The organism is Arthrobacter sp. P1_B9 (assembly GCF_056406495.1).
Genome location: NZ_JBFUAA010000005.1, coordinates 62,063 through 87,758, shown reverse-complemented (window position 1 = coordinate 87,758; position 25,696 = coordinate 62,063). Strand labels below are relative to the sequence as shown.

The following is a 25,696-nucleotide window of genomic DNA, read 5'->3' as shown; positions in this document are numbered from 1 at the left end:
AGGCACAGGATCGCTCACCACTCTGGGGTGAACACCGATCCGCACCCTAAAGGAGAAATACCATGAGCGGTCAGCATCCCGGAGCCGGTTCCGGACCAGCCCCCGAGCCAGCCCCCACGCCCACCACCGGCGCGCCAGCGGCGCCCGCGCCGGTAACCACACCCCGTACTGCCTGGAAGTACGGCGCCGGACCCACCGACGCCGGAACGGTCCAAACCGGACATGCTGACGCCGGACCCACCGACGCCGGAACAGTCCAAACCGGACACGCTGACGCCGGACACTCCGACGCCGGGCGGCCGGAAGCAGGCGCTGCCGGCGGCTGGGGCGCACCGCCGGTTTGGACGGTTCCGACATCGGAGCCGGCCCGGGGCATGCCCCGGCAGGAACCTGTGCCCGCCGCAGCCACAGGCTGGGGCGCGCCGGGAACTTCCGCCAAGACGGCCTCGGCGGCAAAGCCATGGACCCTCAAGCGGGGGCTCGCCGTCGCCGGAGCCGCCGCAGTCCTGGCCGTCGGCGCCGGGGCGGGCGTCTATGCCCTCACCTCAAGCGCAACGGCAGCCACCGGTGCGGCCGGCGGGGCGGGCGCCGGCGGACCCGGCGGCCAGGGTTTCGCCCCGGGCGCGCCAGGTTCAGCGCAAGACGGTTCCGCGCAAGGTGGTTTCGCGGGCGGCGGCATGCCGGGGCAGGGCGGTCCCGGCGACTTCGCTGCCGGGGGGATGGGCAGCGGGCTTTCCGTGGCAGTGCACGCCGAATACGTGGTGCTGCAAGGAAGCGCGTACACCACGATGGCCGAACAGCTGGGCACAGTGAGCGAGGTCAGCTCGTCCTCCGTGACCGTCAAGAGCAGCGACGGTTTCACGCGCAGCTATGCGCTGGGCAGCGACGTCGTGGTGAGCAATCTGCAACAGCGGCGCCAGCAGGCCGGCGGCGCGGGCACGCAGCTGAGCCTCGCGGACATCGTGGCGGGCGGGACGGTGCGGATCGTGGCGGCGAAGGACGGCTCCGGCTACACGGCGGCCTCCGTCATGGTGGTCGCGGCGACGGCCACCGGCCAGTCGAACTGAACCGCCGCAGCCGGCATCGCCACCGTACCTGGCAGGCAGTGCCGCCGTGCTTGGCCGGCGGCGATGCCGGCTGCCCACTCCGTGGACCGCCTCGCAGGCGGCGGTGGGCAGGCGCGGTTTGGCCCAACTCGCCGTGCTGTGAATGATTTGCCTGATGTAGTCGGCCTTGACCGAATAATATTCGAGAAAGCGCACTTGCTGACCTTCCGGTCAGTAAAACACTTGTTATTTTATTGCCGCTGCAGAATTGTGACTTGCGCTACAAATCCTCGATCTGTCTCACTATGTGGAACCTGGGGTCCATTGTTACTTGCACGTTTACATTGTTACGTTGCACACTTCAATTGTGAACAAGAACTCAACAGCACCTGCAGCCGCAGCTTCCTGGATCAGCACACCCGCTGGTACCGAGATGCGCTGTTGTCGAATGCACGCCTAACTTTTACACCCCTAAAGGTTTCCAGGTATTCGCCCCCCAGCCCAGAGTCGGGCGCCCCTCCCCAATTTCATTGCGGGGAAAGAAGCATTCGAGCCGCGATGACGGCCATTCACATTGAGGTAAGCATTCCATGTCAGTTGCATCCGGATACGTCCACATCTCCGTCCGTAACGCCAGCAAGGCCGGCCAGGCCTCAGGGATCCGCCAGGGCTTTGGCGGGCGCTCCGCGTTCGCCCCCGCCGGATCCACGGGCAGCTTCCCCGCCCCCGGATATGCAGCGCAGGGCTACAACCCTGACTCCTACGGCCAGCTCCGTGCCGTCCCCCCCGCCCCCGCCACGGCGCCCACCCCGGTGATCGCCCCGGGTGCCGGCAGCCCGGTCCGTCCGGCCCCCAGCGACAACGTCGCCCGCGGCTTCGTGCTGTACATGGGCATCGACGAGGAAACCGCGGCTGCAGCCGGCACATCCATCGCCAAGCTTGCCCAGGAAATCCGGGCCTACGCACAGTCGCTCGTGGCCGGTGCCGAAAGCTATGCCGCCGTCGCCGTCGCGCCGGCCAGTGCCCCGGGTTCCGCCCTCGACGTCGTCCGCTCGACCTTCGGTGACCCCACCGCGGGGGCCCGCCAGCGCACCGAGACCGCCCGCCTGCAGCAGCCGCAGGATCCGCGGCCGTCCGGGGTGCTGATCGACCTCGCCCGCCGTGAGGTGCACCTCGACGGCGAATCCCTGAACCTCACGTTCAAGGAATTTGAGCTCCTGAACTACCTCGTGGAGAACGGCACCCGCACCGTGGGCCGCGACGAGCTCCTCGAAGGCCTGTGGCGGAACGCCGAAGAGGTCCCGAACGAGCGGACCATCGACGTCCACATCCGCCGCCTGCGTTCCAAGCTCGGCCGCCTCGCCAACACCGTGCGCACCGTGCGCGGCCAGGGCTACCGGTTCTACGAGCACCCCGAAGTGGTTGTCTGGGCCGCTCCGGAATACTCGATCTAGCCTCAGCTTCACGCAAAGCGCCCGTCCCCTGCATAGGGAGCGGGCGCTTTCGCGTTTCCGGAAGCTTCAGCGGCTTTCCGCCGGCAGCCACATTCCCCGACGGGCGCTTTGGGTGGGCTGGCTGACGGGCCTTTGCCGCCGCTGCTGGTGGTTTTGGTTGGACTCTGTTGCCTTTCGGGGGTCCGGCGTAGTCTCGGACCGTTGAGCCGACTATTGGGAGGAAGACATGTCAGTTGCACGGATTACTACCCTGAGCGCGAACTCCAAGACCTCGTTTGATGCCGCCATCAAGGAGGGCGTCGACCGGGCCAATAAGACCCTTCGCAATGTCACGGGGGCATGGGTGAAGGAACAGAAGGTCGAAATCAGCGACGGCGCCGTCGTTGCCTGGCATGTCGTGCTGGAAGTGACCTTTGTCCTTGAAGACTGAACGGACGCTGGTGGGATGCGCGCCCGTGGGCCAGCCGCCGCACTAGGATTGGGGCATGAGCGCGCATCACATCAAACGGCTGGTGATCATGCGGCACGCCAAGTCCGATTGGCCCGGCGGGGTTGCCGACCACGAAAGGCCGCTCGAAGAACGCGGCCACAAGGACGCCCCAGTCGCCGGAAAGTGGCTGCTCAAGCACGGCGTGGTCCCTGATTTCATCCTCTGCTCCAGCGCTTTGCGGACCCGCCAGACCTGCACGTGGGTGTGCCACGCACTCGGAGACAAGGCGCCGACGCCCAAGCTCGAGGATGGGCTGTACGCCGCCTCCGCCTTGCGCATGCTGGCCGTCATCAACCACGTCCCGGACACCGTCACCACCCTCATGGTGATTTCCCACATGCCCGGGGTGCAGGACCTTGCCATGCATCTGGCGTCGCGGGACTCGGACCACGATGCCTACATGGACGCCGCCACGCGCTATCCGACCAGCGGGCTGACCATCCTGGAGACGGAAAAGTCCTGGGCCGAACTGGACGGGCAGGACGCCAAGCTGACCCACTTCAAGGTCCCCCGCGCCAAATAGCCGCAGGTCCGCCCGGTGAGGGCTGCGGAATCCATAGCCACCTGCGCCGATCTGCGGTTTACTGATGCTGTTTAGTCATGTGGTTTTTTCCAGTGGTTTTGGGGCATCTGTTGCAACCCGGAGAAAAGGTGATCAACGTGGATTCAGGGCAGCTCATAGGAATTATTGTCGGCATCGTCGTGGTGCTCGCGATCGTAGCGGTGGCGGTCATGGTCAGCCGCAAACGCAAGGTGGCCGCAGACCGGAACCGTGCGGCCGAGATGCGTGAACAGGCCAAGGCCGACGAATTCGCTGCGCGGGAACGCGACGCCAAGGCGGCCCGTGCCGAGGCCGACGCGCAGGAGGCCGACCTCGAGGCCGAGCGGCTGCGGCAGGAAGCCCGCAAGCGCCAGGAAGAAGCCGAAAGCGTCCGCTCCGGCGCGCAGGAGCAACTGCGCAAAGCCGACGAAGTGGACCCGGACGTAGTCACATCTGAACGCGGCGGCGAAAGCGGGCAGATGCCGACCCGCGGGGATTTGCGCGCCGAGAGGGCCGCCGCCGAAACCACAACGGGCAGCCACGTCCCCGGCCAGCAAACGTCCGGCCAGCAAGCGTCTTCCGGCGAGCAAGCGTCCGGCGAGCCAGTGTCAGCCGACCAGCGCAGCCGCGAGGACGTAACCCGGACCGACACGGCCCCGGGTCCGGATGCCACCCCACGGGAAGACAGGCCTCGAAACCTCTGAGCTGAACTCCCGGGCTGCCTTCCGGCGGAAACTCCGGTGCTGAACCTCTCCGCCGGGTGGTGATGCGCGGGACTCAGCGGCGGGCCGAGGCCCGGGCTGGTGATTTGGGGGCAGGCGACTTGGCCGGTGTCTTCGCAGCTGGCTTGACCGGTGTCTTCGCCGGTGTCTTCGCCGGTGACTTGGCCGCGGGCCGGGCAGTGGCCCGCGGAGCAGCCGCACGCGGAGCCGCCTGGCGCGGAGCGGTTCCTCTCGGCGTCGGCCGCGGTGCGGAGGGCCGCGGATTCGCAGACCTGGCCCCCGCTCCCCGCGCGCCGGGCGCCGGGCGGCGTCGCGGAGCACGGCCCGGGGAACGCCGGCCGCGGCTCCGGCCGGGCAGTACAGTGCCGGCGAACAGCAACAGTAAGGTGACGGCTCCGGCGGCCGCGGCCAGATAGAAGTACAAATCCGGATGCTCGGAATCGACGCGCGTGGACAGGGCGTCGGGATCGGGGTTGAAGGCCAGCCCCCACTGGCGCAGGAAAGCGACCCCGAACGCGATGAAGAGGATGCTGCCTACCCCGCTCGCGGCCAAAGTCTTGTGCCGGCGCCGGACCACCACCTCCGCCACGCAGGCCACATAGGCCGTCGCGGCCGCCCCGACGAACCACACCAGCACCCACTCTTGCAGGGTGATTCCGGTCAGGACCAGAAGTGCCAGGGCAGTGAGAAACGCTCCGATGGCTACTTTCCCGTTGGTACCCATGTGACGCATGTGAATAATCATGCCTGAGCAGGCGGCTGCTTCACGACGTAGCCGCGCATGGAGGCCATGATTGCGGCCACACTCTGCTCCCTGGTCCGCTCCGGGTTGTACGTCTGGCGGTCCAGTCCCACCACGAAGCAGGCCCCAAAGATTGCCGTTTCCAGGCTGCCCCGGGAAACGGCGGAATCCACGGGATAGACGGCGGCGACCCCGTCGATGGCAGAGCCGATCACCGCGAGCAGGCGCCCGCGGAGCTCGGCGAAGGTGTCCTGCCATTCGCTCGGGGTCCGCCAGCTTTCGCTGACCCAAAGCCGGGCGAAGGAGGGGTACTCGGCCATGAAGTCCATGGCCTGGCCGATCATTTCCTCCATGGCAGCGAGGGGGTCGGCGGAGCCGTCGCGGACACTCAGCAGCCGCGCCAGGAGGATGTCCACGCCGTGGCGCAGCAGCTGGGCGATCAGGTCCGACTTGCTGCCAAAGTTGTAATACACCGTGCCCTTGGACACCCCGGCTGCCGTGGCGATCTCGTCCACCGTCACGCCCGCCGCGCCGCGCTCCCCGATCAGATCCATGGACGCCTCGAACAGTTTCTGCTTCGTGGCGTTCGTGCGGGCGGGACGGAGTTTCTTCTCCCCGGCCCCCACTGTGCTCATACGGCGATCTCCGGTTTTAGGGACTTCAGGGTCCAGAACTTGTGCTTGTGAACGGCCAGCGTGGAAAGCGCCGCCCCGAGCACAGTGTACCCAAGGAGGCCAACCACCGTGGGCACGATCAAGGAAAGGTCCGCGCCGTAGATCAGGTGCCGCATGCCGGCCACCACATAACCCATAGGCAGCGCCTCGTGGACAAAGTGCAGCGGCTGCGGGGTGGTTTGCCACGGGAAGGTTCCGCCGGAGGAAACCAGCTGCAGGACCAGCAGGATAAGCACCACGAATTTTCCGGGAGTTCCCAGCAGGGCCACGACGCCCTGGATGATGGCACTGAAGGCCATGGCGGCCGCCAACATGAACAACCACATCAGCACCGGGTGGGCGGGCTTGAGGCCCAGGCCCAGGTCCACCACGAGGGTGAGCAGCGTGGCCTGGATGACTGAAACGGCAAAGAATGGCAGCCAGCCGCCGACGGCGATCTTCCATGACGGGGCGTTGGACGCCAGTGCGCGTTGCGTGATGGGCCGCATGGCCTGGACCAGCATGAATACGCCGATCCACAGGGCCAGGGTCAAGAAGAATGGCGCCAGGCCGGCACCGTACGACGCAGCCTTGGCCTGAGAGACGTCGCTGACGGCAACAGGGTCCGCGATCACCTTTGACAGGCTGTTCTTCTGGGCATCATCGGGATTGGGGATCTTCCCGGCACCCTTGTCCAGCTCTGCGGCCAGGGTGGCGGCGCCATCCGAGGCCGTGCGGGCGCCGTCCTCAAGCTGGCCCGCCCCGTCGTCGAGCTGCCGGGCGCCATCTGCGAGCCTGGCAGTGCCGTCGACAGCGCTCTGCTCGCCCGCGGCCAGCGCGGCCGAGCCGGCTGAGAGCTGGTTGGCGCCGTCTGAAGCCTTTGAGATGGCATCAGTCAGGGCCGGCGTTGCTCCCGCAAGTTTGGCCGCCCCGGAACTTACGGCGGCGGATCCGTCGGCAAGCTGCTGGATCTGGGCTGCATCTGTTTGGATTCTGGACTTCGCATCGGCCACCGGGCTTGAGGCTGCGGCGGTATCGAAATCGGCCAGGATTTTGCCGGCCTGGTCGGGGGTGATGATCCCGGCGGCAACCAGACGGCTGTTGGATTGCACCACACGGTCCCGGAGGCCCTTGTCGGCAGCGCTGAGTTGCCCGACGACGTCCTGGACTTTCGTGTTCAATGCCGCGTTTCCCGCCGCGACTTGCGCGGCGCCGTCCGCGAGTTTCTGTGAGTCGGCAGGGAGTGTGGCCGTCCTGTCCTTCAGCTGCGTCAGGCCGGCGCTGAGCTGGCCGGCGCCTGAATTGAGCTGGTTGGCGCCATCGCGCAGCTTCATTTGGCCGGCGGCGAGTTCTGCGACTCCGCCGTTCAGCTGGCTCGTTCCGGAATGCAAACTGGCTGCCCCGTCCCGGAGTCTGGCAACGCCGTCGGAGAGTTTTCCGGCCCCGTCGGCGGCCTGGACTATTTGAGTATGGATTGTGCCGAAGCCCGTCAGGAGCTGGTTCGCAGTCTCCTCGCCCACTTCCTTGGCAACCGTCGAATGCACGGCAGTGGTCAGCTTGTCCACGATGTTGCTGAGGACGTAGTTGTTGGCATCGTTGGTGGTGACATTCAGCATGGCTTGGTTCGCGGCGTCAAAGCTGCCCGGGGAAACCAGGTTGGCCGAGAAGTCCTTGGGAATCTTGAGCGCGAACGCATACTTGCCGCTGCTCACGCCCTGGTCCGCTTCCGCGGCGGTTGTGACTTTCTGCCAGTTGAAGACGTGGCCGTCCACAAGGCTGTCGGCGACCTTTTTCCCCGCCTCGAGCCGGGTCCCGTTGCTGGCGGACGCGCCGGTGTCCTCGACTACCAAGGCGGCGTCGATCTGGTCCAGGTTCCCGTACGGATCCCAGTTGGCGTAGAGGTACACCGCGCCGTACAACAAAGGCACCATGGTCAGCGCCAGGATGGTCAGTTTGGGCAGGAGCCCGCCAGTCATGCGCTTGAGCTCGGAGCGGGCCAGCCGCAGAACAGTCACTTTAGGGCCTCGGTTTCGAACGGGATGTGTTCAGGGTTCCGGTGTTTCGCGGGATGGCCTTCTGTCTTCTGCGCATCAGGCTGGGAGGGGTCCGCGGATGCGTCAACGATGGAAACCGTTGCGGCGGCAGCCTCAACGGCGTTCCCGATTGCGGCGGAGGGCCCGGTCCAGCCGTCCGGCAGTGCCGCGACGGTGACGACGACGGCGAGCGGCCGGCCGCCGTCGTGCGCCAGATCTTCCAGCCTGGGAAGCCAGTCCGCGGGATCTGCGCTGTGCCTGTCCGGAGAATCGACCACCAGCAGATCTGTTCCGGGGTTGGCCAGGGCAAGGGCGGTGAGCAGTTCGACGCGTCGCCGGGCCGGAATCTGTTCGGTCCAGAGGCCGGCAATGTCCTCGAAGCGGTTGACCTTGAGCCAGGGTTTGCTCAGCAGAGCACCCCGATAGCGCCGGGGGATGAGCGCGAGGTCCTCGGTGACGAGGTCGCCCACGCTGAGATGCTGTTCGGGCTCGTTGACACCGGGGGAGTCCACGAGTGCACTGGCCAACCGGAGGCGCTTAATCTTGGAATTTCCGTCCCAGCTGAGCACTCCCCCGGAGGGCTTCATCCGGCCGCTGAGTGTGAGGGCGAGGGCTGTTCGCTGGTCCTGGCCGTCGCCTTCAACCAAGAGCAGCTCCCCGGCACGTACCTCAAGGGACGTGGGTGGGAGCAGGTCATTCCGGCGCCCGTTCACACGGAGCTGTTGCACGGAGAGCATGTAAGCCTTTCGCAGGGTCTGGTCTGCTTCAAGGCTAACCGAACTGACTGGTCAGTTCAAATAGAACAGCCGCTTGTGATCAACGGATCAGAGGCCGTACTCCTCCAGCAGGCGGAGCCAGACTTCGCTGATGGTCGGATAGGAGGGCACGGCGTGCCACAGCCGGTCCAGCGGGACTTCCCCCACCACCGCAATGGTGGCTGCGTGCAGGAGTTCGGCGACATCCGGGCCGGCGAACGTGGCGCCCAGCAGCACCTTGCGGTCCTCGTCGATGACCAGCTGCGCCCACCCTTCATAGTGTTCGGCGTGCAGCGAGGAGCCGGCCACCTGGATGGGGAGTTCCACGGCGGAGGCCCGGAAGCCGTCCTTCTCCGCCTGCGCCATGGTCCGGCCGACGTTCGCCAGCTCCGGGTCGGTGAACACCACGTTCGGCACCGCGTGCTCGGAGGCCGTCTGGGCAAAGCGGCTCCACGGTGCCGGCTCGCCGCGGAGTTCGCCCTTGGCCCGGGCGGCAATGGCGTCTCCGGTGGCCCGCGCACCGTACTTGCCCTGGTGCGTCAGCATGGCCCGTCCGGCGGCGTCGCCGGCAGCGTAGAGCCACGGGTTGCCGGACACATCGTTCTCGGTGGCGTGGTGGACTAGTCCGGTGGAATCGGTGGTGAGCCGCAGGGTCCCGCCCTCGGGTGCCGGGAGGCCGACGCTGTCCAGGCCGAGTCCCTCAAGGGCGGGGTGCCGGCCGGTGGAGACGAGCAGCTTGTCCGCCGTGATCGTGGCGCCATGGGCCATGCCGTCAGCGCGCCCGGCGCCCGGGCCGTCCTTGGGGCCGCCCGTGGGACCGCCCTTGGGGCCGCCCTTGGGGCCGCCGTCGAGCACGACAGTAAGGGAGCCGTCCTCGTTCTCATGCACGCTCCGCGTACCGGTGTGCAGGCGGAGATCGACGCCATCGGCGCGCAGGCCGGCAGCGACCAGGTCCGCGGCCTGCTCCGGGAAAACACCCAGGAGCCCGCCGCGGGCCACGAGCGTCACGGACGAACCAAGCCGGGCATAGGCCTGGGCGAGTTCGACGCCGGCAACGCCGCCGCCGAGGACCGCAAGCCGCGGGGGAACCGCGCGGGCAGAGGTCGCCTCCCTCGTGGTCCAGTACTCGACGTCGTGAAGCCCCTCGACCGGCGGCTGGTTCGGGGCGGAGCCCGTGGCGACCACCACGGCGTGCCGGGCCGTGAGTGCGTAGCTGTTGCCGTCCAGCCCGGCCACCTCGACGTGCCGCGGGGCGGTGATCCAGCCGTGGCCGCGGATCAGTTCGATGCCTGTGTCCTCCACCCACTTGACCTGGCTGTCGTCCTGCCAGTTAGAGGTGAAGTAATCCCGGCGCTTCAGCACGGCTGCCGGATCCAGGGTGCGGGTGACCGCTTCCTGGGCGCCGGGGACCGTCTGCGCGCCATGCAGCGCAGTGCCCGGCCGCAGGAGCGCCTTCGAAGGCATGCAGGCCCAGTACGAGCACTCGCCACCGACCAGCTCCGCCTCGATGAGCACTGCTGTCAGGCCGCCGCGGACCACACGGTCCGCCACATTCTCGCCCACGGCCCCGGCGCCGATCACAATGACATCGAATTCCCGCTCAATCTGTGCCGTCATGGCACCAGCCTACGCCGGGGCCACGGCCGGATCCGGGGGAGCTCCGGGCTCCGGCGATGCGGGCTTCCGGCGTAATGTGCCGGGCCGAACCCTTTGCAGGACGGGGGACGGTCGATACTGTTGGGACCATACTTGGGGGAGGAGGCGGCCATGGCCGCACGCAACATGACAACAGGACCGGCCATACCGCTGGCAAGGTTCAGCGCCCAGGCCCGGCTCCGGGCGCTCCAGTCGGACATCCTGGAGCTGATCCTGGAACGCGACCTGGTTCCCGGCGACCCTCTGCCGACCGAAAACGAGCTGACGGCGGCACTCGGCGTCGGCCGCAACACCCTGCGGGAGTCCTTGAAGGCGCTCCAGGCGCTGGGTGTCATTGAGATCCGCCACGGATTCGGCATGTTCGTGGCGCCGAGCAATTTTGAGGCCCTGACCGACGGGCTCACCTTCCGCGCCCGGCTGTCGCTGCGCCACCAGGGCGAGGAAGCCCTGCAGCTCGTGGAGGTCCGGCAAGCACTCGAATCCGGCCTGGTCGGCGCCGCCATGGACCGGATCAGCGCCGAACAGCTGGCCGCCGTGGAGGAGTCCGTGAACCGCATGGAAGCGCTGGCCGACGCGGGGGAGCCGTTCATCGAGGCCGACGCGGAGTTCCACCGCAGGCTTTTCGAGCCGCTGAACAACGACCTGCTGATCAGCCTGATGGACGTCTTCTGGAAGGTCTACCGCCGGATCCACCTCGAACTCGGCGGGCCGTACGCCGTCGACCTGCAGGCAACGGCCGCAGTGCACCGGGGGATCTATGAGGCTGTCGCAACGGCGGACAAGGCACTCGCCTCCGAGCGGCTCAGCACGCATTTCGACGACATCCGCAACATCATCGTCCGGTCCACGGCCTGACCCCTGCTGCCGGGCCGCTCCGGCCCGACAGCTGCCGCCGGCGCCTAAGGCGGCCGGGCCGGCGCCCAGCCTGGCGCCTAAAGCAGCCGGGCCGGCGCCTTGGCGCCTAGGGCATCCGGCGGTTAAAGCAAAAGATCCGCCCCGGTGAACCGGGGCGGATCTTCATCTGTGCGCCCAAAGGGATTCGAACCCCTGACCTTCTGTTCCGTAGACAGACGCTCTATCCAGCTGAGCTATGGGCGCATTCTCGGCTCTTGGAGAACTTCTCTCTCCCCGAACCTCGAATTACTTTACGCGAGCCCGGGCCCAGTTACAAATCGAAGCGGGTGTAATCTAGCTGACTAGACCGGTCTACGTGACCTTAGTCACAAAAAGGAGGGATGATGGCCGGCCAGTTCCTTGAATTTCCGCGGTTTTTGATTTGCTCGGCCCCGGTCATCCCACGTCCGGGCCCGAAATGGGCCCCCTGCCGAGCCCTAGCATTTAGGACACACCACTGAACCCGAGGAAGGGAACCGTAATGGGAGATCTGGCGCGACTGCCGTTGCTTGAAAAAGCACCCACCACACATGCCGGTCTACTGGCATGGGTAGAAGAGGTAGCTCAACTGACCCAGCCGGACCGGATCTACTGGGTTGACGGGTCCGAAGCGGAAAACACCCGGCTGACGGACGAGCTCGTTGCCGCCGGCACCCTGACCCGCCTCAACGAGGACCTCTTCCCCAAGTCGTTCGCGGCCTTCTCCGACCCCGCCGACGTGGCCCGCGTCGAAGAGCAGACCTTCATCTGCTCCGAGAACGAGCACGACGCAGGCTTCACCAATAACTGGATGGCCCCGGCGCAGATGAAGGAAAAGCTGCACGGCCTGTTCGCCGGCTCCATGCGCGGGCGCACCATGTACGTGATCCCCTTCGTGATGGGCCACCTCGACGCCGAGGACCCCAAGTTCGGCGTCGAGATCACCGACAGCGCCTACGTTGTCGCCTCCATGCGGATCATGGCCACCATCGGCACCGAGGTCCTGGACAAGATCACCGCGACCAACGCGTTCTTTGTCCCCGCCCTGCACTCCCTGGGCGCCCCGCTGGCCCCCGGCCAGGCCGATGTCCCGTGGCCCTGCAACCCGGACAAGTGGATTGTCCACTTCCCGGAGGAGCGCTCCATCTGGTCCTTCGGCTCCGGCTACGGCGGCAACGCCCTGCTCGGCAAGAAGTGCTACGCCCTGCGCATCGCCTCGGTGATGGCACGCGACGAAGGCTGGCTGGCCGAGCACATGCTCATCCTCAAGCTGACCTCGCCGGAGCAGAAGAACTACTACATCTCCGCCGCCTTCCCGTCGGCCTGCGGCAAGACCAACCTCGCCCTGCTGGATCCGACCATCGAGGGCTGGAAAGTCGAAACCCTCGGTGACGACATCACCTGGATGCGGTTCGGCAAGGAAGGCGAGCTCCGCGCCGTCAACCCCGAGGCCGGCCTGTTCGGCGTGGCTCCGGGCACCGGCTGGGGCACCAACCCCAACGCGATGCGCGCCATCGCCAAGGGCCACAGCATCTTCACCAACGTCGCCCTGACGGACGACGGCGGTGTGTGGTGGGAGGGCATGACCGACGAGGTGCCCGCGCACCTGACCGACTGGCAGGGCAACTCCTGGACCCCGGATTCGGACAAGCCCGCCGCTCACCCGAACTCCCGCTTCTGCACGCCGATCGACCAGATCGACATGCTGGCCGAGGAGTACTACAACCCGGACGGCGTGGAGCTTTCCGCGATCCTGTTCGGCGGCCGCCGCAAGACCACCATCCCGCTGGTCACCGAGGCGCGCAGCTGGTCCAACGGCATCTTCATGGGCTCCACCCTGTCCTCGGAGACCACCGCCGCGGCAGCCGGTGCCGTCGGCGTTGTCCGCCGGGATCCGATGGCCATGCTGCCCTTCATCGGCTACGACGCAGGCGATTACCTGAACCACTGGGTCAACCTGTCCGCGAAGGCCAACCCGGAGCGGCTACCCAAGATCTTCCTGGTCAACTGGTTCCGCCGCAATTCCGAGGGCGGATTCGCCTGGCCCGGATTCGGTGACAACGCCCGGGTCCTGAAATGGGCCATCGAACGCCTCGAGGGCAAGGCCGACGCCGTGGAGACCCCCATCGGGTTCGTCCCCACCGCTGACGCGATCGACCTCAAGGGCCTGGACATGACCCCGGCCCAGGTTGAAGAGGCCGTCCGTGTCGACCCCGCAGAGTGGACCACCGAGCTGGCCTCGATCGAGGAGTGGTTCGCCAACTTCGGCAGCTCGCTGCCCGAGGCGCTGCGCGCCGAACTCGCAGGACTGAAGGAGCGCATGGCTGCCGAGCAGTAGCAGCCCGCACAACACTAAGCAACGCGGGGTCACTTACGGCCCATCCCACCTCTGTGGATGGACCGTAAGTGACCCCGCGTTGCGGTTTAACCAGCGACCGTTAGAACCCAGGATCTCTCGCAAGATGCAGGGCCGCCGCTTTCGTTGGGTGCGTGACGCCGGGACTTAGGTCCCTAGGCCGCGTCCGGCCAGATCCCTAGGCTTGTCCGCATTCCATCAGCCGGGCCGGCCGACGATTGGAGCGTGCGCTGGGGGCATTCCGGGCGGGTGCGGCCGCGCCCCCGACCTGCTCGCGGTAAGCGAGACTCAGGAGTTCCTCATGCTTGTCAACGACGACATCGATGCTTTGTCCAGGGCTGTCAGCGGTCCGGTCGCGTTGCCGGACAGCCCCGAATTCGCGGCGGAGACGTTCGCCTTCAACGTTGCAACAGTGCACCGGCCCGAGGTCGTTCTGGGGGCCGCAGATGCCCGGGACGTCGTGGCCGCGGTTAAGTGGGCGGCCGAGCGCAGGCTTCCCGTGTCCGTCCAGTCCACCGGGCACGGCGCCGAATCTGCGATCGATGGCGGCCTGCTCATTAACACGCGCCGGCTGCAGGACGTGCAGATCGATCCGGATGAACGCACCGCGCGCGTCGGCGCCGGGGTGAAGTGGCGCACCCTCCTGGAGGCCAGCGTGCCGCACGGGCTCCTCGGATTGCACGGCTCCAGCACCGACGTCGGCGTCGTCGGCTACACGCTCGGCGGCGGGCTGCCCGTGCTCGGCCGCGCGCACGGCTTCGCGGCGGACCATGTCCGCAGCATGGAGATTGTCACGGCCGACGGCGAGCTGCGGCGGATCGACGCCGACGCCGAGGCCGAGCTGTTTGCACTGATGCGCGGCGGCAAGGGCAACCTCGGGATCGTGACCGCCCTCGAGTTCAGTCTCTTTCCGTTCAGTGATTTGTACGGCGGCGGCATCATCTATCCCGGGGCGGATGCGGCCACCGTCCTGGCTGCCTTCCGTCACTGGCTGCCCACGCTGCCCGAAGACGCCTCACCCTCGATCTCGCTGCTGCGGCTTCCGGACATGGACTTCGTTCCTGAGCCGCTGCGGAACCAGTTCGTCGTGCACCTGCGCTTTGCCTTCCTGGGCAAGCGCGAGGCCGGCGACGCGCTGCTTGCCCCGATGCGGGCGGTCTCGACCCCATTGATGGACACGGCCGGGCCCATGAGTTACCTCGACGTTGACCAGATCCACATGGACCCGGCGGACCCGCTGCCCTTCATGGACGGCGGCGCGCTCCTGAAGGATTTCGGCGAAGAGGCGGTGGCTGACCTGCTCGAGCTCACCGGGGACGGTTCGGACTGCCCGCTGCTGCTGGTGGAGGTCCGGCCGCTCGGCGGCGCGCTGGCCCGGACTGCACTGTCCCGGCCGGGGGCTATGCCGGATGCGGTGTCGGACGCCGTGTCGGGGCGGGACGCGGCCTTCCTGCTGTTCCTCGTCGGGTTCAAGATACCGCCCCTTGCCGAGGCCGTATCGGCCTCCATCAGCGGGATCCTGGCCGCGATGGCTCCCCACTCCACCGGGTACACGCTGGTCAATTTCCATGGCGCACCGGGCGACGAGGAGGACCGGGCCCGGGCCTGGACTCCCGCGGTCTACGAGCGGATGCGGTCCGCGAAGTCCACGTACGACCCCGGTAACCTCCTGCGCTTCGGTCACGCGATCACCGGGGTGCCGTCGGCGGGCTGACGCGCTCTGTGCGGGCTCCGGGGCACCGCTTCACGACGGCGGCCCCCACCTTCACGAAGAGGTGCGGGGCCGCCGTCGGTGAGTGTTTTAGCTGGCGAGCCAGATATCCGGGCCGAAGACCTCGTAGTGGATCTTCGTGGCCGGGATGCCGGCGTTGATGGCCTCGTTGCGGATGTTCTTCATGAACGGCAGCGGGCCACACAGGTAGAGCGAGGCGTTGGCCGGGAGGTCCACCTCGCGCAGGGACATGAAGCCCGCGTTGGAACCGGCTTCGGGCTGCTCGAGCCAGAGCTGCAGGTCGGCGCCGTCCAGGCGTTCGACGTCGTCCGTCATCTGGGAGCGCAGCGCCCAGCTGTCCAGGGTGCTTTCGGCGTGCAGGACCAGGACCTGGCGGTCCGAGCCGGACTCGGCCAGGGAGCGCAGGATGGACGCCGTGGGCGTGCAGCCGATGCCGGCCGAGGCCAGGACCACGGGGCCGTCGCCTTCCTTGAGCGTGATTTCGCCGTAGGGGTTGGAGATTTCGATGACGTCGCCCACGGCGACGTTGTTGTGCAGCACGGGGGAGACCTCGCCGCCGTCGTCGAGCTTGGTGGTGAAGCTGCGGCTGGTGCCGGCGTCGCCGGAGAGGGAGTACTGGCGGACCTGGCGGAGCCCGTCCGGAAGGGTGACCTTGACGCTGACGTACTGGCCCGGCAGCGCCGCGGTGATGGGGGTGTCGTCGGCCGGTTCCAGCGTGAAGGTCATGGAGCCGGTGCCGGCCGGAGTCTTGGCGGCAACCTTCCAGGGGGTCCACATCTTGGCGTTGGCCTGTGCGGAGTAGAGGCCCTTCTCGAGCTTGATGAGGGCGTCCGCCATGAGCCAGTAGACCTCGGTCCAGGCTTCGGCGATTTCCGGGGTGATGACCTCGGCCAGGTCCTCGGCGATGGCGGCGAAGAGGTGCTCGTAGACCACCTGGTACTGCGGTTCGGTGATGCCGAGGGAAGCGTGGCGGTGCGCGATCCGGGACAGCACGGTCTCCGGCAGGGTGTCCGGGTTGTTCACCAGGTGGCTGGCGAAGGCGGCGATGCTTCCGGCCAGGGCCTGCTGCTGATTGCCCGAGCGCTGGTTGGAGCGGCTGAACAGGCCGTCCAGCAGTTCGGGGTGGGCGGCGAAGAGGCGGGCGTAGAACTTGGGGGTGATCTCCCCGATCCGGGAACCGACCAGCGGCAGGGTGGCCTCGATGACGGGGAAGGACTTGTCCGAGAGCATGCTGACTCCTGAGATAGTGGCCCGGCGTCTTCAGCCGGGTCCGCGGCGATACTTGCATTTCAAATACAAATATCTATGCCTCATTTCTACACCGCGTAGAAATCTATTCCAAATCGACCGGATTCCGGGCGTGGCGGCGGCGGGAGAAGGCGGGTGTCAGTGACAAGTGTCGCTGCCGGAGAAGGAACCGGTGGTGCCCACGTTCGTAAACGTCATGCCGGGAAGGGGGAGGAACTGCCAGGAGTAGGACGACGCGTTCAGGGTCAATTTGAGCGGCCCGAAGGCGCTTCGGCCACGGGCCACCATTGCGGTCAGAAGGGGGTCGGTGTTGGCCGACAACGCCTGGAGATCCGCCCCGCCGGCGCCCGCGGTAAAGGACCGGATCCCGGTCGGGGAGAGCGCCGGCACCGTGCCTGAGCCGGAGGCGCCGATCGGTTTGAAGATCTCGCTGACGTGGTTGTGCCCGGAAATCATGACGTCGACACCGTGGCCGGCCATGAGGTCCCACATAGGTCCCAGTTCCGGGTAGGAGCCGTGGTTCACGCCCGTTGACCAGCGTGGATGGTGCGCCGCCACGAGGGTGCACGCCGTCGGGGAATTGGTGAGACGGTCCTGCAGCCACAAATATTGCGGGCTGCCGACACCGCATCCACCGCTCACCCCGCCGGGCCCGCATTCACTGTTCAGGGCGATGAAGGTCCAGGCCCCGATCGTCGTCGAGTAGTAGCCGTCCGTACGGGTCCCGAAGTCGCCCGTGGTGACGCCGGGGCCATAGAAATAGTCGAAATAGCCGCGGGTGTTGTCAAGGTATTCATGGTTGCCGAGCACCGGCGAGGTGATGGCCTTCAGGGCGCCGAATGTGTCGTTGTAGGCGCCGGCCCCCATGAACTCGGCAAGGGTGGCGTTCTGGTATTGAAGGTCCCCAAGGGCGATGAACCTGTCGGGCGACTGGGCCGCGACCACCGCGGCCACGTCGCCCTGGCGGCACGCCGACGAGGTGACAACTGAGCCGGGGGCACAGGCGATGTCGCCGACAGCCAGCACGGTCGCAGTCCCGCCGGCACCGGGTTGGGTGGTGGCGGTGGCTTCGTTGGAGCCGGGGCCGGTGTTGCCGGCGGCGTCGGTGGCGGTGACGCGGTAGTACCAGGTTCCGGCGGGGCGGTTGGTGTCGGTGTAGCTGAGCCCGGTGGTGTCGGCGATTTTGGTGGTGGTGGCGGGGGTGAAGCCTGCCGTGGTGGAGCGGTGGACGGTGTAGCCGGTGACGCCGGTGTTGTCGGTCGCGGCGGTCCAGGACAGGGCGACGGCGGTTCCGGTGGCTGTGGCGGCCAGAGCCCCGGGCGCGCCCGGCGCGGTGGTGTCGGAAGGGGCGGCATCCGTGTAGGTGAGGGTGAGGGTGGGGCGCAGCGTGGCGGAGGCCTGGCGTGACCAGAACCAGGAGCTGTCGGTGCCGGTGCCGGTCAGGGCCAGGGTCCGGGACCCGGTCCAGCCGGCCATCAGGCTGGTGTCCAGGGGAATGTCGTAGGCCGTGTTGGCGGCCGTGCCGCCGGGCAGGGACCCGAGGGTGGGCCCGGAAACCGCGGGGCGGTTGGCGTAGAGGGTTCCGGTCTCGGACCAGGAGTCGGCTGCCGAGCGGACGTTGAGGGTGTTGGCGGAGCCGGCGGAGGCCAGGCTGGTGGTGCGTATGCGCAGGATCGCGCCGGTCAGTGTTTGCCCGGCCGGGGCTGCCGGGACCTGGAACCGGAGCACGGCCGTGGCGTCCGGTGAGCCGTAGACCGCCAGCGAGCCGCTGGTGCCGAAGTCCGTCGTGGGCGCCGATGCGGAGGTGTAGGTATCCGCCGCACTCTCCACCGCCAGCACCGTCGGCGGAGCGGCCGGTTGGGTGGTGGCGGTGGCTTCGTTGGAGCCGGGGCCGGTGTTGCCGGCGGCGTCGGTGGCGGTGACGCGGTAGTACCAGGTTCCGGCGGGCCGGTTGGTGTCGGTGTAGCTGAGCCCGGTGGTGTCGGCGATTCTGGTGGTGGTGGCGGGGGTGAAGCCTGACGTGGTGGAGCGGTGGACGGTGTAGCCGGTGACGCCGGTGTTGTCGGTTGCGGCGGTCCAGGACAGGGCGACGGCGGTTCCGGTGGCTGTGGCGGCCAGGGTCCCGGGCGCGCCGGGTGAGATGGTGTCGGGCGGGGGTTGGGTGGTGGCGGTGGCTTCGTTGGAGCCGGGGCCGGTGTTGCCGGCGGCGTCGGTGGCGGTGACGCGGTAGTACCAGGTTCCGGCGGGCCGGTTGGTGTCGGTGTAGCTGAGCCCGGTGGTGTCGGCGATTTTGGTGGTGGTGGCGGGGGTGAAGCCTGCCGTGGTGGAGCGGTGGACGGTGTAGCCGGTGACGCCGGTGTTGTCGGTTGCGGCGGTCCAGGACAGGGCGACGGTGGTTCCGGTGGCTGTGGCGGCCAGGGTCCCGGGCGCGCCGGGTGCGGTGGTGTCGGGCGGGGTTCCGTCCGTGTAGGTGAGGGTGAGGGTGGGGCGCAGCGTGGCGGAGGCCTGGCGTGACCAGAACCAGGAGCTGTCGGTGCCGGTGCCGGTCAGGGCCAGGGTCCGGGACCCGGTCCAGCCGGTCATCAGGCTGGTGTCCAGGGGGATGTCGTAGGCCGTGTTGGCGGCCGTGCCGCCGGGCAGGGACCCGAGGGTGGGCCCGGAAACCGCGGGGCGGTTGGCGTAGAGGGTGCCGGTCTCGGACCAGGAGTCGGCCGCCGAGCGGACGTTGAGGGTGTTGGCGGAGCCGGCGGAGGCCAGGCTGGTGGTGCGTATGCGCAGGATCGCGCCGGTCAGTGTTTGCCCGGCCGGGGCTGCCGGGACCTGGAACCGGAGCACGGTCGTGGCGTCCGGTGAGCCGTAGACCGCCAGCGAGCCGCTGGTGCCGAAGTCCGTCGCGGGCGCCGATGCGGAGGTGTAGGTATCCGCCGCACACTCCACCGCCACCACCGTCGGTACCGCAAGGGCGGTGGGGGCGGTGATGAACGTCAGGAGGAGCGCCGCGGCTCCGGCAGCGCTAAACCAACGGATACTTTTCATCAGCGGCCCTTCGACTGGCCGGAAAGACAAAAAATACCGGCTTGGTGACGTTCCCTAGGGGTACTTTGTCATCCCGTGCCTGCCTGAAGTCAATGGCCAGGCCCGCCAGGAAGGGCGTTTGGACGCCAAACCAAAGGTTTTCCCCAGATTGGGCCGGATTCCCGCCGGACAGCGGCCCGAACCTGCCGGGCCGCTCAAAGCCCCGGGCGCAGCCCGATCGCCGCAAAGACGGGCGCCATCTGCCGGGAGGTCGGCAGCGACGCGATCACGATCCCGTCGAGTTCGCCATAGAAGGCTTCGCGGGCCCGGGCCAGCGCGGCCCGGAGCCGGCATTCGGTGATGAGCGGGCACGTCCCGCCCGTGGCAATGCAGTCGGCCGGGTCCATGCGGGTGTCGAGTTGCCGCAGCAGCTGGCCGACCGTTGCGGTCCGGCCGGCGCTGCTCAGCCGGGATCCGCCGTTGCGGCCGCGTTCGACGTCGATCAGGCCCAGTGCGCGCAGCTTCGCCATCGCCTTGCTGACGTGGTTGTACGGCGTGCCGACAGCGTCGGCGATGCTCTGGGTGGTCAGGAGCCCGCCGTCCGGAGCGGCCGCGAGCACCAGCAAAGCGCGAAGGCTCACATCGGCGAACGCATTGATCTTCATATCCCCAGCCTAAGGGCGGTCTAGTCCACCCAGACGGCGGGCTCGTTGGTATCGGCGGCCAGCTGGCCGAACTCGAGTTCGTGCGTCCCGGCATTCGCGGCGTAGGGCAGCACGGCGGCGAACAGGGAGCCGTCCTGGTGCTCTGCCGCGACGTGGATGGCGTCCGAGTCTTCCTCGAGCAGCGTAATGTCGCAGACGACGGCGGCGGCCCGGAACTCCTCCCGGTGCTGCCGGAGCAACTCGTGGAGGTCCCGGATCATGGCGTCCGCGTCGAAGTCGGCGTCCGATCCGTCGCTCGCGTCCGCGGGTGTGACTGCCACCAGCCGGACTTCGCCGTCGTTCTGCACCACCAGGGCGAAGGGCAGGAAGCCGCCGTTGCGTTCCAGCTGCTCCTGCGCGGCACCGACGCCGGTGCCGAGCAGGTTCTCCAGATCCGTGGCGCTGGCGTCCGGCACGGACTCGCGCCAGGATCCGGTGTTGGCGGATTCTTCCGGGTGTACTGCCACCGCTAGCCCCGGACCAGCGCCAGGACGCGGTCGCGGACGCGTTCCATGGTGGCGGCGTCCGTGGCTTCAACGTTGAGGCGCAGGAACGGTTCTGTGTTGGACGGGCGCAGGTTGAACCAGTAGCTGCCGTCGGTGGCGATGAAGGTGCTGCCGTCGAGGTAGTCGACCTCGACGTCCTCGTCGTGGAAGTCCTCGCGGACCCGCTCGACCGCGGCGGCCTTGTCCTCGATTTCCGAGTTGATCTCACCGGATGACCGGTACGGCTCGTATTCGCGGCCGAGTTCGGAGAGCGGGCCCTCCTGTTCGCCCAGGGCGGCGAGGACGTGCATGGCGGCCAGCATGCCGGTGTCCGCATTCCAGAAGTCGCGGAAGTAGAAGTGGGCCGAGTGTTCCCCGCCGAAGATGGCCCCTTCCGCGGCCATGACGGCCTTGATGAAGGAGTGCCCCACGCGGGTGCGGACGGGCCGGCCGCCGTGGCGTTCGACGAGTTCGGGCACCGCGCGGGAGGTCAGCAGGTTGTGGATGACGGTGGGCGTGTCTTCACCGAGGCCCTGGGCGCGGGCGATTTCGCGGCGGGCCACCATGCCGGTGATGGCCGACGGCGAGACAGGCTCGCCCTTCTCGTCGATCACGAAGCAGCGGTCGGCGTCGCCGTCGAAGGCCAGGCCGATGTCCGCGCCGTGTTCGACGACGGCGGCCTGCAGGTCGCGCAGGTTTTCCGGTTCCAGCGGGTTGGCCGGGTGGTTCGGGAAGGATCCGTCGAGCTCGAAGTACAGCGGCACGATCTCCAGCGGAAGCTTGGGCAGCAGGGCATCGCCAAGCACGGCCGGGGTGGTGAGGCCGGCCATGCCGTTGCCGGCATCCACCACAACCTTCAGCGGCCGGGAACCGCGCAGGTCCACCAGGGACCGCAGGTACTCCGCGTAGCCCTTGAGGACGTCCTGCACGCCAATCAGGCCAGTGCTGCCGGCCGCGGGGATGGCGCCGGCGTTGAGGTATTCCTCGGCGCGGGCCTGGATTTCCATGAGCCCGGTTTCGGAGGAGATCGGCACGGCGCCGGCCTTGGCCATCTTGATGCCGTTGTATTCGGCCGGGTTGTGGCTCGCGGTGAACGTGGCGCCGGCGGCGTTGAGGGCCCCGCACGCGTAGTAGAGCTCGTCGGTGGAGATCAGGTCCAGCAGCTGGACGTTGGCGCCGCGGGTGGCTGCGCCGTTCGCGAAGGCTTTGGCGAACTCGGGGGAGGAGGGGCGCATGTCCCCGCCCACCAGCACGGTCTGCCCTGTGAGTTCCAGGACGTCGACGAAGGCGGCACCGACGGCTTCGACGATCTCCGCGGTGATGGATTGCCCCACGATTCCGCGCACGTCGTAGGCCTTGAACGAGGTCGAGAGGTCAAAAGTCTTTGTCTTGTCCGTAGTCACGCGTCTTATCTTACGTTGCGGCCCTGACGCGCCGGCCTGTCCCCGCCCTTGTCTACACGCCGGATTGTGCACATAGCGGGTACCGGCTTCGTGGCTGTCGGAGGGGGCTGGGATACTGAAGCAATGGCCAGTAACCAGAACGCCCTTTCCAGCACGGCCCTAGCCGGCACCCCATCCTCGACCCGGGAACAGGCCCAGAATGTACTGCGGGAGCTCGTGGGCCATCCTGAAGCCGAGTTCCATGACGGCCAGTTCGAGGCCATTGAGGCCCTGGTCGACGGCGGCAGGCGGGCTCTGGTGGTGCAGCGCACCGGCTGGGGGAAGTCGGCCGTGTACTTTGTCGCCTCCCTGCTGTTGCGCCGCCGCGGCGCCGGGCCGACCCTGATCGTGTCCCCGCTCCTGGCCCTCATGCGGGACCAGGTCGCGGCCGCGGCGCGGGCCGGGGTGCGGGCGGTGGCGATCAACTCCGCAAACCAGCTGGACTGGGACACTGTCCGCGAGCAGCTCGCCGCCGATGAAGTGGACGTCCTGCTGGTCTCGCCGGAACGACTCACCAACCCGTCCTTCCGGGAAAACCAGCTGCCCGAGCTCGTCCGCCGGACCGGGCTGCTGGTGATTGACGAGGCCCACTGCATCTCGGACTGGGGCCACGACTTCCGCCCCGACTACCGGCGCATCGCTGACCTCATCACGCAGCTCCCGGACACCGTCCCGGTGCTCGCCACCACGGCCACGGCCAACTCCCGGGTGGTGCATGACATCGAGGAACAGCTCGGCAAGGACGTGCTCACCATCCGTGGCGCCCTGGGCCGGGATTCGCTCCGGCTCGGTGTCCTGACCCTGCCCGATTCCCGCGAACGCCTCGGCTGGCTGCTGACCCACCTGCAGGATCTGCAGGGCAGCGGCATCATCTACACCCTCACCGTGTCCGCCGCCGAGGACACCGCCCGCCTGCTGGCTGAGGCGGGGCACGAGGTCCTCGCCTACACCGGCCGCACGGACCCCGCGGACCGGGAACGGGCCGAGCAGCTCCTGAAGGACAACCAGGTCAAGGCGCTCGTGGCCACCTCCGCCCTCGGCATGGGTTTCGACAAGCCGGACCTCGGCTTCGTGGTGCACCTTGGCGCGCCGTCGTCGCCGGTGGCGTACTACCAGCAGGTGGGCCGCGCCGGCCGTGGCGCGGCGAACGCCGACGTCCTGCTGCTGCCAGGATCCGAGGACCGCGACATCTGGCAGTATTTCGCCACCGCATCCATGCCGTCGGAGGAGAAAGCTGCCGCGGTCCTGACGGCCCTCGCCGAGGCAGGCACGGCGGTGTCCACGGTGGCGCTCGAGGCCCGGGTGGACCTGCGGCGCACCCCGCTGGAGCTGCTGCTGAAAGTCCTGGCCGTGGACGGCGCCGTCGAACGCGTCGGCGGCGGCTGGCGTTCCACGGGACAACCCTGGAACTACGACGCCGAGCGGTACGGCCGGATCGCCGAGGCCCGGGTGGATGAACAGGACTCGATGGTCATCTATCAGGACACGGCCGGCTGCCGGATGGAATACATCACCTCGGTGCTGGACGATGAAACGGCCCGCGCCTGCGGCCGCTGTGACAACTGCGCGGGCCGCTGGTTCCGCGCCGACATCGCCGAGGACGCCACGGAGACCGCCGGGCAGACCCTGCGCCGGGCCGGCGTCGCCCTGGAACCGCGGCTGCAGTGGCCCAGCGGCATGGACCGCCTGGGCGTGCCGGTCAAGGGCAAGATCAAGCCGGATGAGGCCCTCGCGGACGGCCGGGTGCTGGCGCGCCTGACGGACCTTGGCTGGGGCGGGGCCCTGCGGGAGGCCTTCGCCGCCGGTGCGCCCGACCGGCCCGTGGACCCGGGCATGCTTCAGGCCTGCGTCCAGGTGCTCCGGGAGTGGGGCACCGGAGATGCCCGGACCGCTGGCTGGAGCGGGGCCGGCCGGCCTGCCGCGATCATCAGCCTGCCCTCCCGCGGGAAGCCGTTGCTGGTGGATTCCCTGGCCCGCGGGATCTCGGAGATTGGCCGCATCCCGTATCTGGGCCAGCTGCAGCTCAATCACGGCGGACCCACCGGCGGCCGCGGCGGGAACAGCGCCTACCGGCTCGCCGGCGTCTGGGACCGTTTGGTGGTGGGGCCGGAGCTGGAGGAGGCCCTGGCTGGAATCCGTGGCCAGAGCGTCATGCTGGTGGACGACCTCGTGGACAGCCGCTGGAGCCTGACCGTTTCCGGGCGGGCCCTCAGGCTCGCGGGCGCCGGCGCCGTTCTGCCGCTGGTGCTGGGCCAGGCCGGCTGACCTCAGCGCCGGCGTGGCGGGGGAGGGCCAGGCTGTCCAGGGTGCTCAGGAGCATCAAGACCGCGATGGCCAGGAACGCCGCCCGGTACGGCGCCGCCGGATCACCGGCGACCCCGGTGGATCCCGCGCGGCTGCCTGCCTCGAAGACCCGCAGCAGGAGCGCCCCGACCGCGATCCCGGCCGCGGTGGCGAGCTGCACGAGCGTCGCGGAGACGGCGTTGGCGGACGGCAGCTGGGCCGGGACGACGTCGGCGTACTGCACGGATGCGTACGCCGAGAATCCGATCGAGCGGAACGCCCCGCTGGCCACCAGCACCGCGACAATCAGCGGTTCCGGCGTGCCGGCGTCGAGCAGCGCGCACAGCGCAAAAGTGGCCGCGGAGGCCAGCGACGCGAACACCAGGACGGGCTTGAACCCGAAACGCCGGATCAGGGGCGTCGTGGCGGGCTTGATCCCGATGTTCCCCACGAACACGGCCGACACCATCGCCCCGGCGCGCAGCGGGTCCCAGCCGAAACCGACCTGGAACATCAGCGGCAGCAGGAACGGCACCGCGCTGATGGTCAGGCGGTACACGAAGCCTCCCGTCGCCGTCGCGCGGAACGTCCGTGTGCCGAAGACGGACAGATTGAACAGCGGCGTGCTGGTCCGCCGCATCCAGGCCGCGGCGGCGGCCAGGAACAGCAGGCCCGCAGCGATCCCCGCGGCCGCCAGGAGTCCGGCGTCCCGGCCGCCCATCAATTCCAGGCCGACCAGCAGGGATCCCACCCCGAGCGTGGTCAGGACCAGTCCGAGCCAGTCCAGGCGCCGCGTGCTGTCGCCGCGGACTCGGGGGACCAGGCGCAGCGCGGCCAGGAAGGCCGCCAGGCCCAGGGGGAGGTTGACCAGGAAGATCCAGTGCCAGGACAGGTAGGTCGTCAGCGCTCCGCCCACCAGCGGGGCGAGGACCGGGGCCAGCAGCCCGGGCCACACGAGGAAGGCCGTTGCGCGCAGCAGATCCTTCTTCGGGGTGCCGCGGAGCACCACCAGCGTGCCCACCGGGACCATCATGGCGCCGCCGGCACCCTGCAGGACACGGCTCAGCGTCAGCATGGTCAGGTCCTGGCTGAGCGCGCAGAGCAATGACGCGGCCGTGAAGATAGCGATGGCGAGGCAGAACACCCGGCGGGCACCGAGCCGCTCCGCGAGCCAGCCGCTGAGCGGGATGCCCATCGCCACCGTCATCAGGTAGGCGGTCATGGTGATGTTCACGTCGGCGGCCGGCACCGCGAAATCGGCGGCGATACTGGGTATGGCGGTCGTCAGGACGGTCCCGTCGAGGAACTCCATGAAGAACGTCGTGGCCACCAGCAGGGCCAGCCGCGGGCTCCAGCTGCCCCCGGCCGGGTCCGCGCCGCGCGGGGAGGCGTTCATGCGCGTGTCTCCACGGTCCGGTTCACCCATAGCGCCGGCTCATCCATTGCACTGATTCGCCCATTGCACC

20 protein-coding genes and 1 tRNA gene are annotated in these 25,696 nt (G+C 68.3%); 9 read left to right on the top strand and 12 right to left on the bottom strand.

Annotated elements, in window-relative coordinates:
• Nucleotides 1-62: 62 nt before the first annotated feature.
• The 5 genes from AC1D1A_RS09175 (at nt 63) to AC1D1A_RS09155 (ending at nt 4,235) form a co-directional block, all read left to right on the top strand.
• Complete coding sequence (locus tag AC1D1A_RS09175) at nt 63-1,067, top strand: hypothetical protein (RefSeq protein WP_476947580.1); 1,005 nt, start codon at nt 63-65, stop codon at nt 1,065-1,067.
• Nucleotides 1,068-1,636: 569 nt separating this feature from the next.
• Entirely contained in the window at nt 1,637-2,500 is an 864-nt protein-coding gene (locus tag AC1D1A_RS09170; protein WP_018774264.1) for a winged helix-turn-helix domain-containing protein, read from the top strand.
• A 226-nt stretch (nt 2,501-2,726) separates the two neighbouring features.
• The gene (locus AC1D1A_RS09165) at nt 2,727-2,930 is read left to right on the top strand and encodes a dodecin family protein (protein ID WP_230012628.1); all 204 of its coding nucleotides are present in this window, start codon (nt 2,727-2,729) and stop codon (nt 2,928-2,930) included.
• A 55-nt stretch (nt 2,931-2,985) separates the two neighbouring features.
• Nucleotides 2,986-3,513, top strand: a complete 528-nt coding sequence (locus tag AC1D1A_RS09160; RefSeq protein WP_018774262.1) for a SixA phosphatase family protein — start codon at nt 2,986-2,988, stop codon at nt 3,511-3,513.
• 137 nt (nt 3,514-3,650) lie between these two features.
• Complete coding sequence (locus AC1D1A_RS09155) at nt 3,651-4,235, top strand: hypothetical protein (RefSeq protein ID WP_476947579.1); 585 nt, start codon at nt 3,651-3,653, stop codon at nt 4,233-4,235.
• A gap of 73 nt (nt 4,236-4,308) precedes the next feature.
• Here the strand turns inward: AC1D1A_RS09155 and AC1D1A_RS09150 are convergent, their stop codons facing one another.
• The 5 genes from AC1D1A_RS09150 to AC1D1A_RS09130 form a co-directional block, all read right to left on the bottom strand.
• Nucleotides 4,309-4,977 (bottom strand): hypothetical protein, encoded by a 669-nt coding sequence (locus AC1D1A_RS09150; RefSeq protein ID WP_476947578.1) that lies wholly within the window; start codon nt 4,975-4,977, stop codon nt 4,309-4,311.
• Between the two features lie 17 nt (nt 4,978-4,994).
• Entirely contained in the window at nt 4,995-5,630 is a 636-nt protein-coding gene (locus AC1D1A_RS09145; protein ID WP_230008014.1) for a TetR/AcrR family transcriptional regulator, read from the bottom strand.
• A complete protein-coding gene (locus tag AC1D1A_RS09140) occupies nt 5,627-7,663 on the bottom strand; it encodes a YhgE/Pip family protein (RefSeq protein WP_476947577.1) in 2,037 nt (678 codons plus the stop codon). Before AC1D1A_RS09140 ends, AC1D1A_RS09145 begins: the two co-directional genes overlap by 4 nt.
• Nucleotides 7,660-8,418 (bottom strand): ABC transporter ATP-binding protein, encoded by a 759-nt coding sequence (locus AC1D1A_RS09135; RefSeq protein ID WP_230008012.1) that lies wholly within the window; start codon nt 8,416-8,418, stop codon nt 7,660-7,662. The genes AC1D1A_RS09140 and AC1D1A_RS09135 overlap by 4 nt, the downstream gene beginning before the upstream one ends.
• A gap of 87 nt (nt 8,419-8,505) precedes the next feature.
• Entirely contained in the window at nt 8,506-10,053 is a 1,548-nt protein-coding gene (locus AC1D1A_RS09130) for a dihydrolipoyl dehydrogenase family protein (protein WP_476947576.1), read from the bottom strand.
• Nucleotides 10,054-10,218: 165 nt separating this feature from the next.
• Between AC1D1A_RS09130 and AC1D1A_RS09125 the strand changes: the two genes are divergently transcribed.
• Complete coding sequence (locus AC1D1A_RS09125) at nt 10,219-10,947, top strand: FadR/GntR family transcriptional regulator (protein ID WP_476850662.1); 729 nt, start codon at nt 10,219-10,221, stop codon at nt 10,945-10,947.
• 169 nt (nt 10,948-11,116) lie between these two features.
• On the opposite strand, the gene AC1D1A_RS09120 is transcribed toward AC1D1A_RS09125, so the two are convergent.
• Nucleotides 11,117-11,190, bottom strand: a tRNA-Arg gene (locus AC1D1A_RS09120).
• 277 nt (nt 11,191-11,467) lie between these two features.
• Between AC1D1A_RS09120 and AC1D1A_RS09115 the strand changes: the two genes are divergently transcribed.
• Nucleotides 11,468-13,303 carry a phosphoenolpyruvate carboxykinase (GTP) gene (locus AC1D1A_RS09115; RefSeq protein ID WP_223914403.1) on the top strand — a complete coding sequence of 612 codons (1,836 nt, stop codon included), beginning with the start codon at nt 11,468-11,470 and terminating at the stop codon, nt 13,301-13,303.
• A gap of 319 nt (nt 13,304-13,622) precedes the next feature.
• On the top strand, nt 13,623-15,035 hold the full coding sequence (locus tag AC1D1A_RS09110; RefSeq protein WP_476947575.1) for an FAD-binding oxidoreductase: 1,413 nt from the start codon (nt 13,623-13,625) through the stop codon (nt 15,033-15,035).
• Nucleotides 15,036-15,122: 87 nt separating this feature from the next.
• Here the strand turns inward: AC1D1A_RS09110 and AC1D1A_RS09105 are convergent, their stop codons facing one another.
• The 5 genes from AC1D1A_RS09105 to AC1D1A_RS09085 all read right to left on the bottom strand — a co-directional run bounded on the left by AC1D1A_RS09105 (nt 15,123) and on the right by AC1D1A_RS09085 (nt 21,908).
• Nucleotides 15,123-16,283: a globin domain-containing protein gene (locus AC1D1A_RS09105; protein ID WP_476947574.1), complete on the bottom strand. Its 1,161-nt coding sequence runs from the start codon at nt 16,281-16,283 to the stop codon at nt 15,123-15,125.
• Nucleotides 16,284-16,439: 156 nt separating this feature from the next.
• Nucleotides 16,440-19,337, bottom strand: a complete 2,898-nt coding sequence (locus AC1D1A_RS09100; RefSeq protein ID WP_476947573.1) for a CBM96 family carbohydrate-binding protein — start codon at nt 19,335-19,337, stop codon at nt 16,440-16,442.
• A 194-nt stretch (nt 19,338-19,531) separates the two neighbouring features.
• On the bottom strand, nt 19,532-19,981 hold the full coding sequence (locus AC1D1A_RS09095; protein WP_230009078.1) for an RrF2 family transcriptional regulator: 450 nt from the start codon (nt 19,979-19,981) through the stop codon (nt 19,532-19,534).
• A gap of 20 nt (nt 19,982-20,001) precedes the next feature.
• A complete protein-coding gene (locus AC1D1A_RS09090; RefSeq protein WP_028278122.1) occupies nt 20,002-20,487 on the bottom strand; it encodes a hypothetical protein in 486 nt (161 codons plus the stop codon).
• A 2-nt stretch (nt 20,488-20,489) separates the two neighbouring features.
• Nucleotides 20,490-21,908, bottom strand: a complete 1,419-nt coding sequence (locus AC1D1A_RS09085; protein WP_223914399.1) for a phosphomannomutase/phosphoglucomutase — start codon at nt 21,906-21,908, stop codon at nt 20,490-20,492.
• A gap of 123 nt (nt 21,909-22,031) precedes the next feature.
• On the opposite strand from AC1D1A_RS09085, the gene AC1D1A_RS09080 reads away from it, so the two are divergent.
• A complete protein-coding gene (locus tag AC1D1A_RS09080; protein ID WP_476947572.1) occupies nt 22,032-24,212 on the top strand; it encodes a RecQ family ATP-dependent DNA helicase in 2,181 nt (726 codons plus the stop codon).
• Here the strand turns inward: AC1D1A_RS09080 and AC1D1A_RS09075 are convergent.
• Nucleotides 24,157-25,626 (bottom strand): MFS transporter, encoded by a 1,470-nt coding sequence (locus AC1D1A_RS09075; RefSeq protein WP_476947571.1) that lies wholly within the window; start codon nt 25,624-25,626, stop codon nt 24,157-24,159. The two genes, AC1D1A_RS09080 and AC1D1A_RS09075, sit on opposite strands and share 56 nt — an antisense overlap.
• Nucleotides 25,627-25,696: the final 70 nt, after the last annotated feature.

Bases quoted from the DNA above. Each gene is read 5' to 3' on its own strand.
- AC1D1A_RS09110 (WP_476947575.1), top strand. From the start codon at position 13,623: ATGCTTGTCAACGACGACATCGATGCTTTGTCCAGGGCTGTCAGCGGT.
- AC1D1A_RS09100 (WP_476947573.1), bottom strand. From the start codon at position 19,337: ATGAAAAGTATCCGTTGGTTTAGCGCTGCCGGAGCCGCGGCGCTCCTC.
- AC1D1A_RS09175 (WP_476947580.1), top strand. From the start codon at position 63: ATGAGCGGTCAGCATCCCGGAGCCGGTTCCGGACCAGCCCCCGAGCCA.
- AC1D1A_RS09115 (WP_223914403.1), top strand. From the start codon at position 11,468: ATGGGAGATCTGGCGCGACTGCCGTTGCTTGAAAAAGCACCCACCACA.
- AC1D1A_RS09150 (WP_476947578.1), bottom strand. From the start codon at position 4,977: ATGGGTACCAACGGGAAAGTAGCCATCGGAGCGTTTCTCACTGCCCTG.
- AC1D1A_RS09105 (WP_476947574.1), bottom strand. From the start codon at position 16,283: ATGCTCTCGGACAAGTCCTTCCCCGTCATCGAGGCCACCCTGCCGCTG.
- AC1D1A_RS09135 (WP_230008012.1), bottom strand. From the start codon at position 8,418: ATGCTCTCCGTGCAACAGCTCCGTGTGAACGGGCGCCGGAATGACCTG.
- AC1D1A_RS09165 (WP_230012628.1), top strand. From the start codon at position 2,727: ATGTCAGTTGCACGGATTACTACCCTGAGCGCGAACTCCAAGACCTCG.
- AC1D1A_RS09095 (WP_230009078.1), bottom strand. From the start codon at position 19,981: ATGAAGATCAATGCGTTCGCCGATGTGAGCCTTCGCGCTTTGCTGGTG.
- AC1D1A_RS09160 (WP_018774262.1), top strand. From the start codon at position 2,986: ATGAGCGCGCATCACATCAAACGGCTGGTGATCATGCGGCACGCCAAG.
- AC1D1A_RS09080 (WP_476947572.1), top strand. From the start codon at position 22,032: ATGGCCAGTAACCAGAACGCCCTTTCCAGCACGGCCCTAGCCGGCACC.
- AC1D1A_RS09145 (WP_230008014.1), bottom strand. From the start codon at position 5,630: ATGAGCACAGTGGGGGCCGGGGAGAAGAAACTCCGTCCCGCCCGCACG.
- AC1D1A_RS09130 (WP_476947576.1), bottom strand. From the start codon at position 10,053: ATGACGGCACAGATTGAGCGGGAATTCGATGTCATTGTGATCGGCGCC.
- AC1D1A_RS09075 (WP_476947571.1), bottom strand. From the start codon at position 25,626: ATGAACGCCTCCCCGCGCGGCGCGGACCCGGCCGGGGGCAGCTGGAGC.
- AC1D1A_RS09170 (WP_018774264.1), top strand. From the start codon at position 1,637: ATGTCAGTTGCATCCGGATACGTCCACATCTCCGTCCGTAACGCCAGC.
- AC1D1A_RS09125 (WP_476850662.1), top strand. From the start codon at position 10,219: ATGACAACAGGACCGGCCATACCGCTGGCAAGGTTCAGCGCCCAGGCC.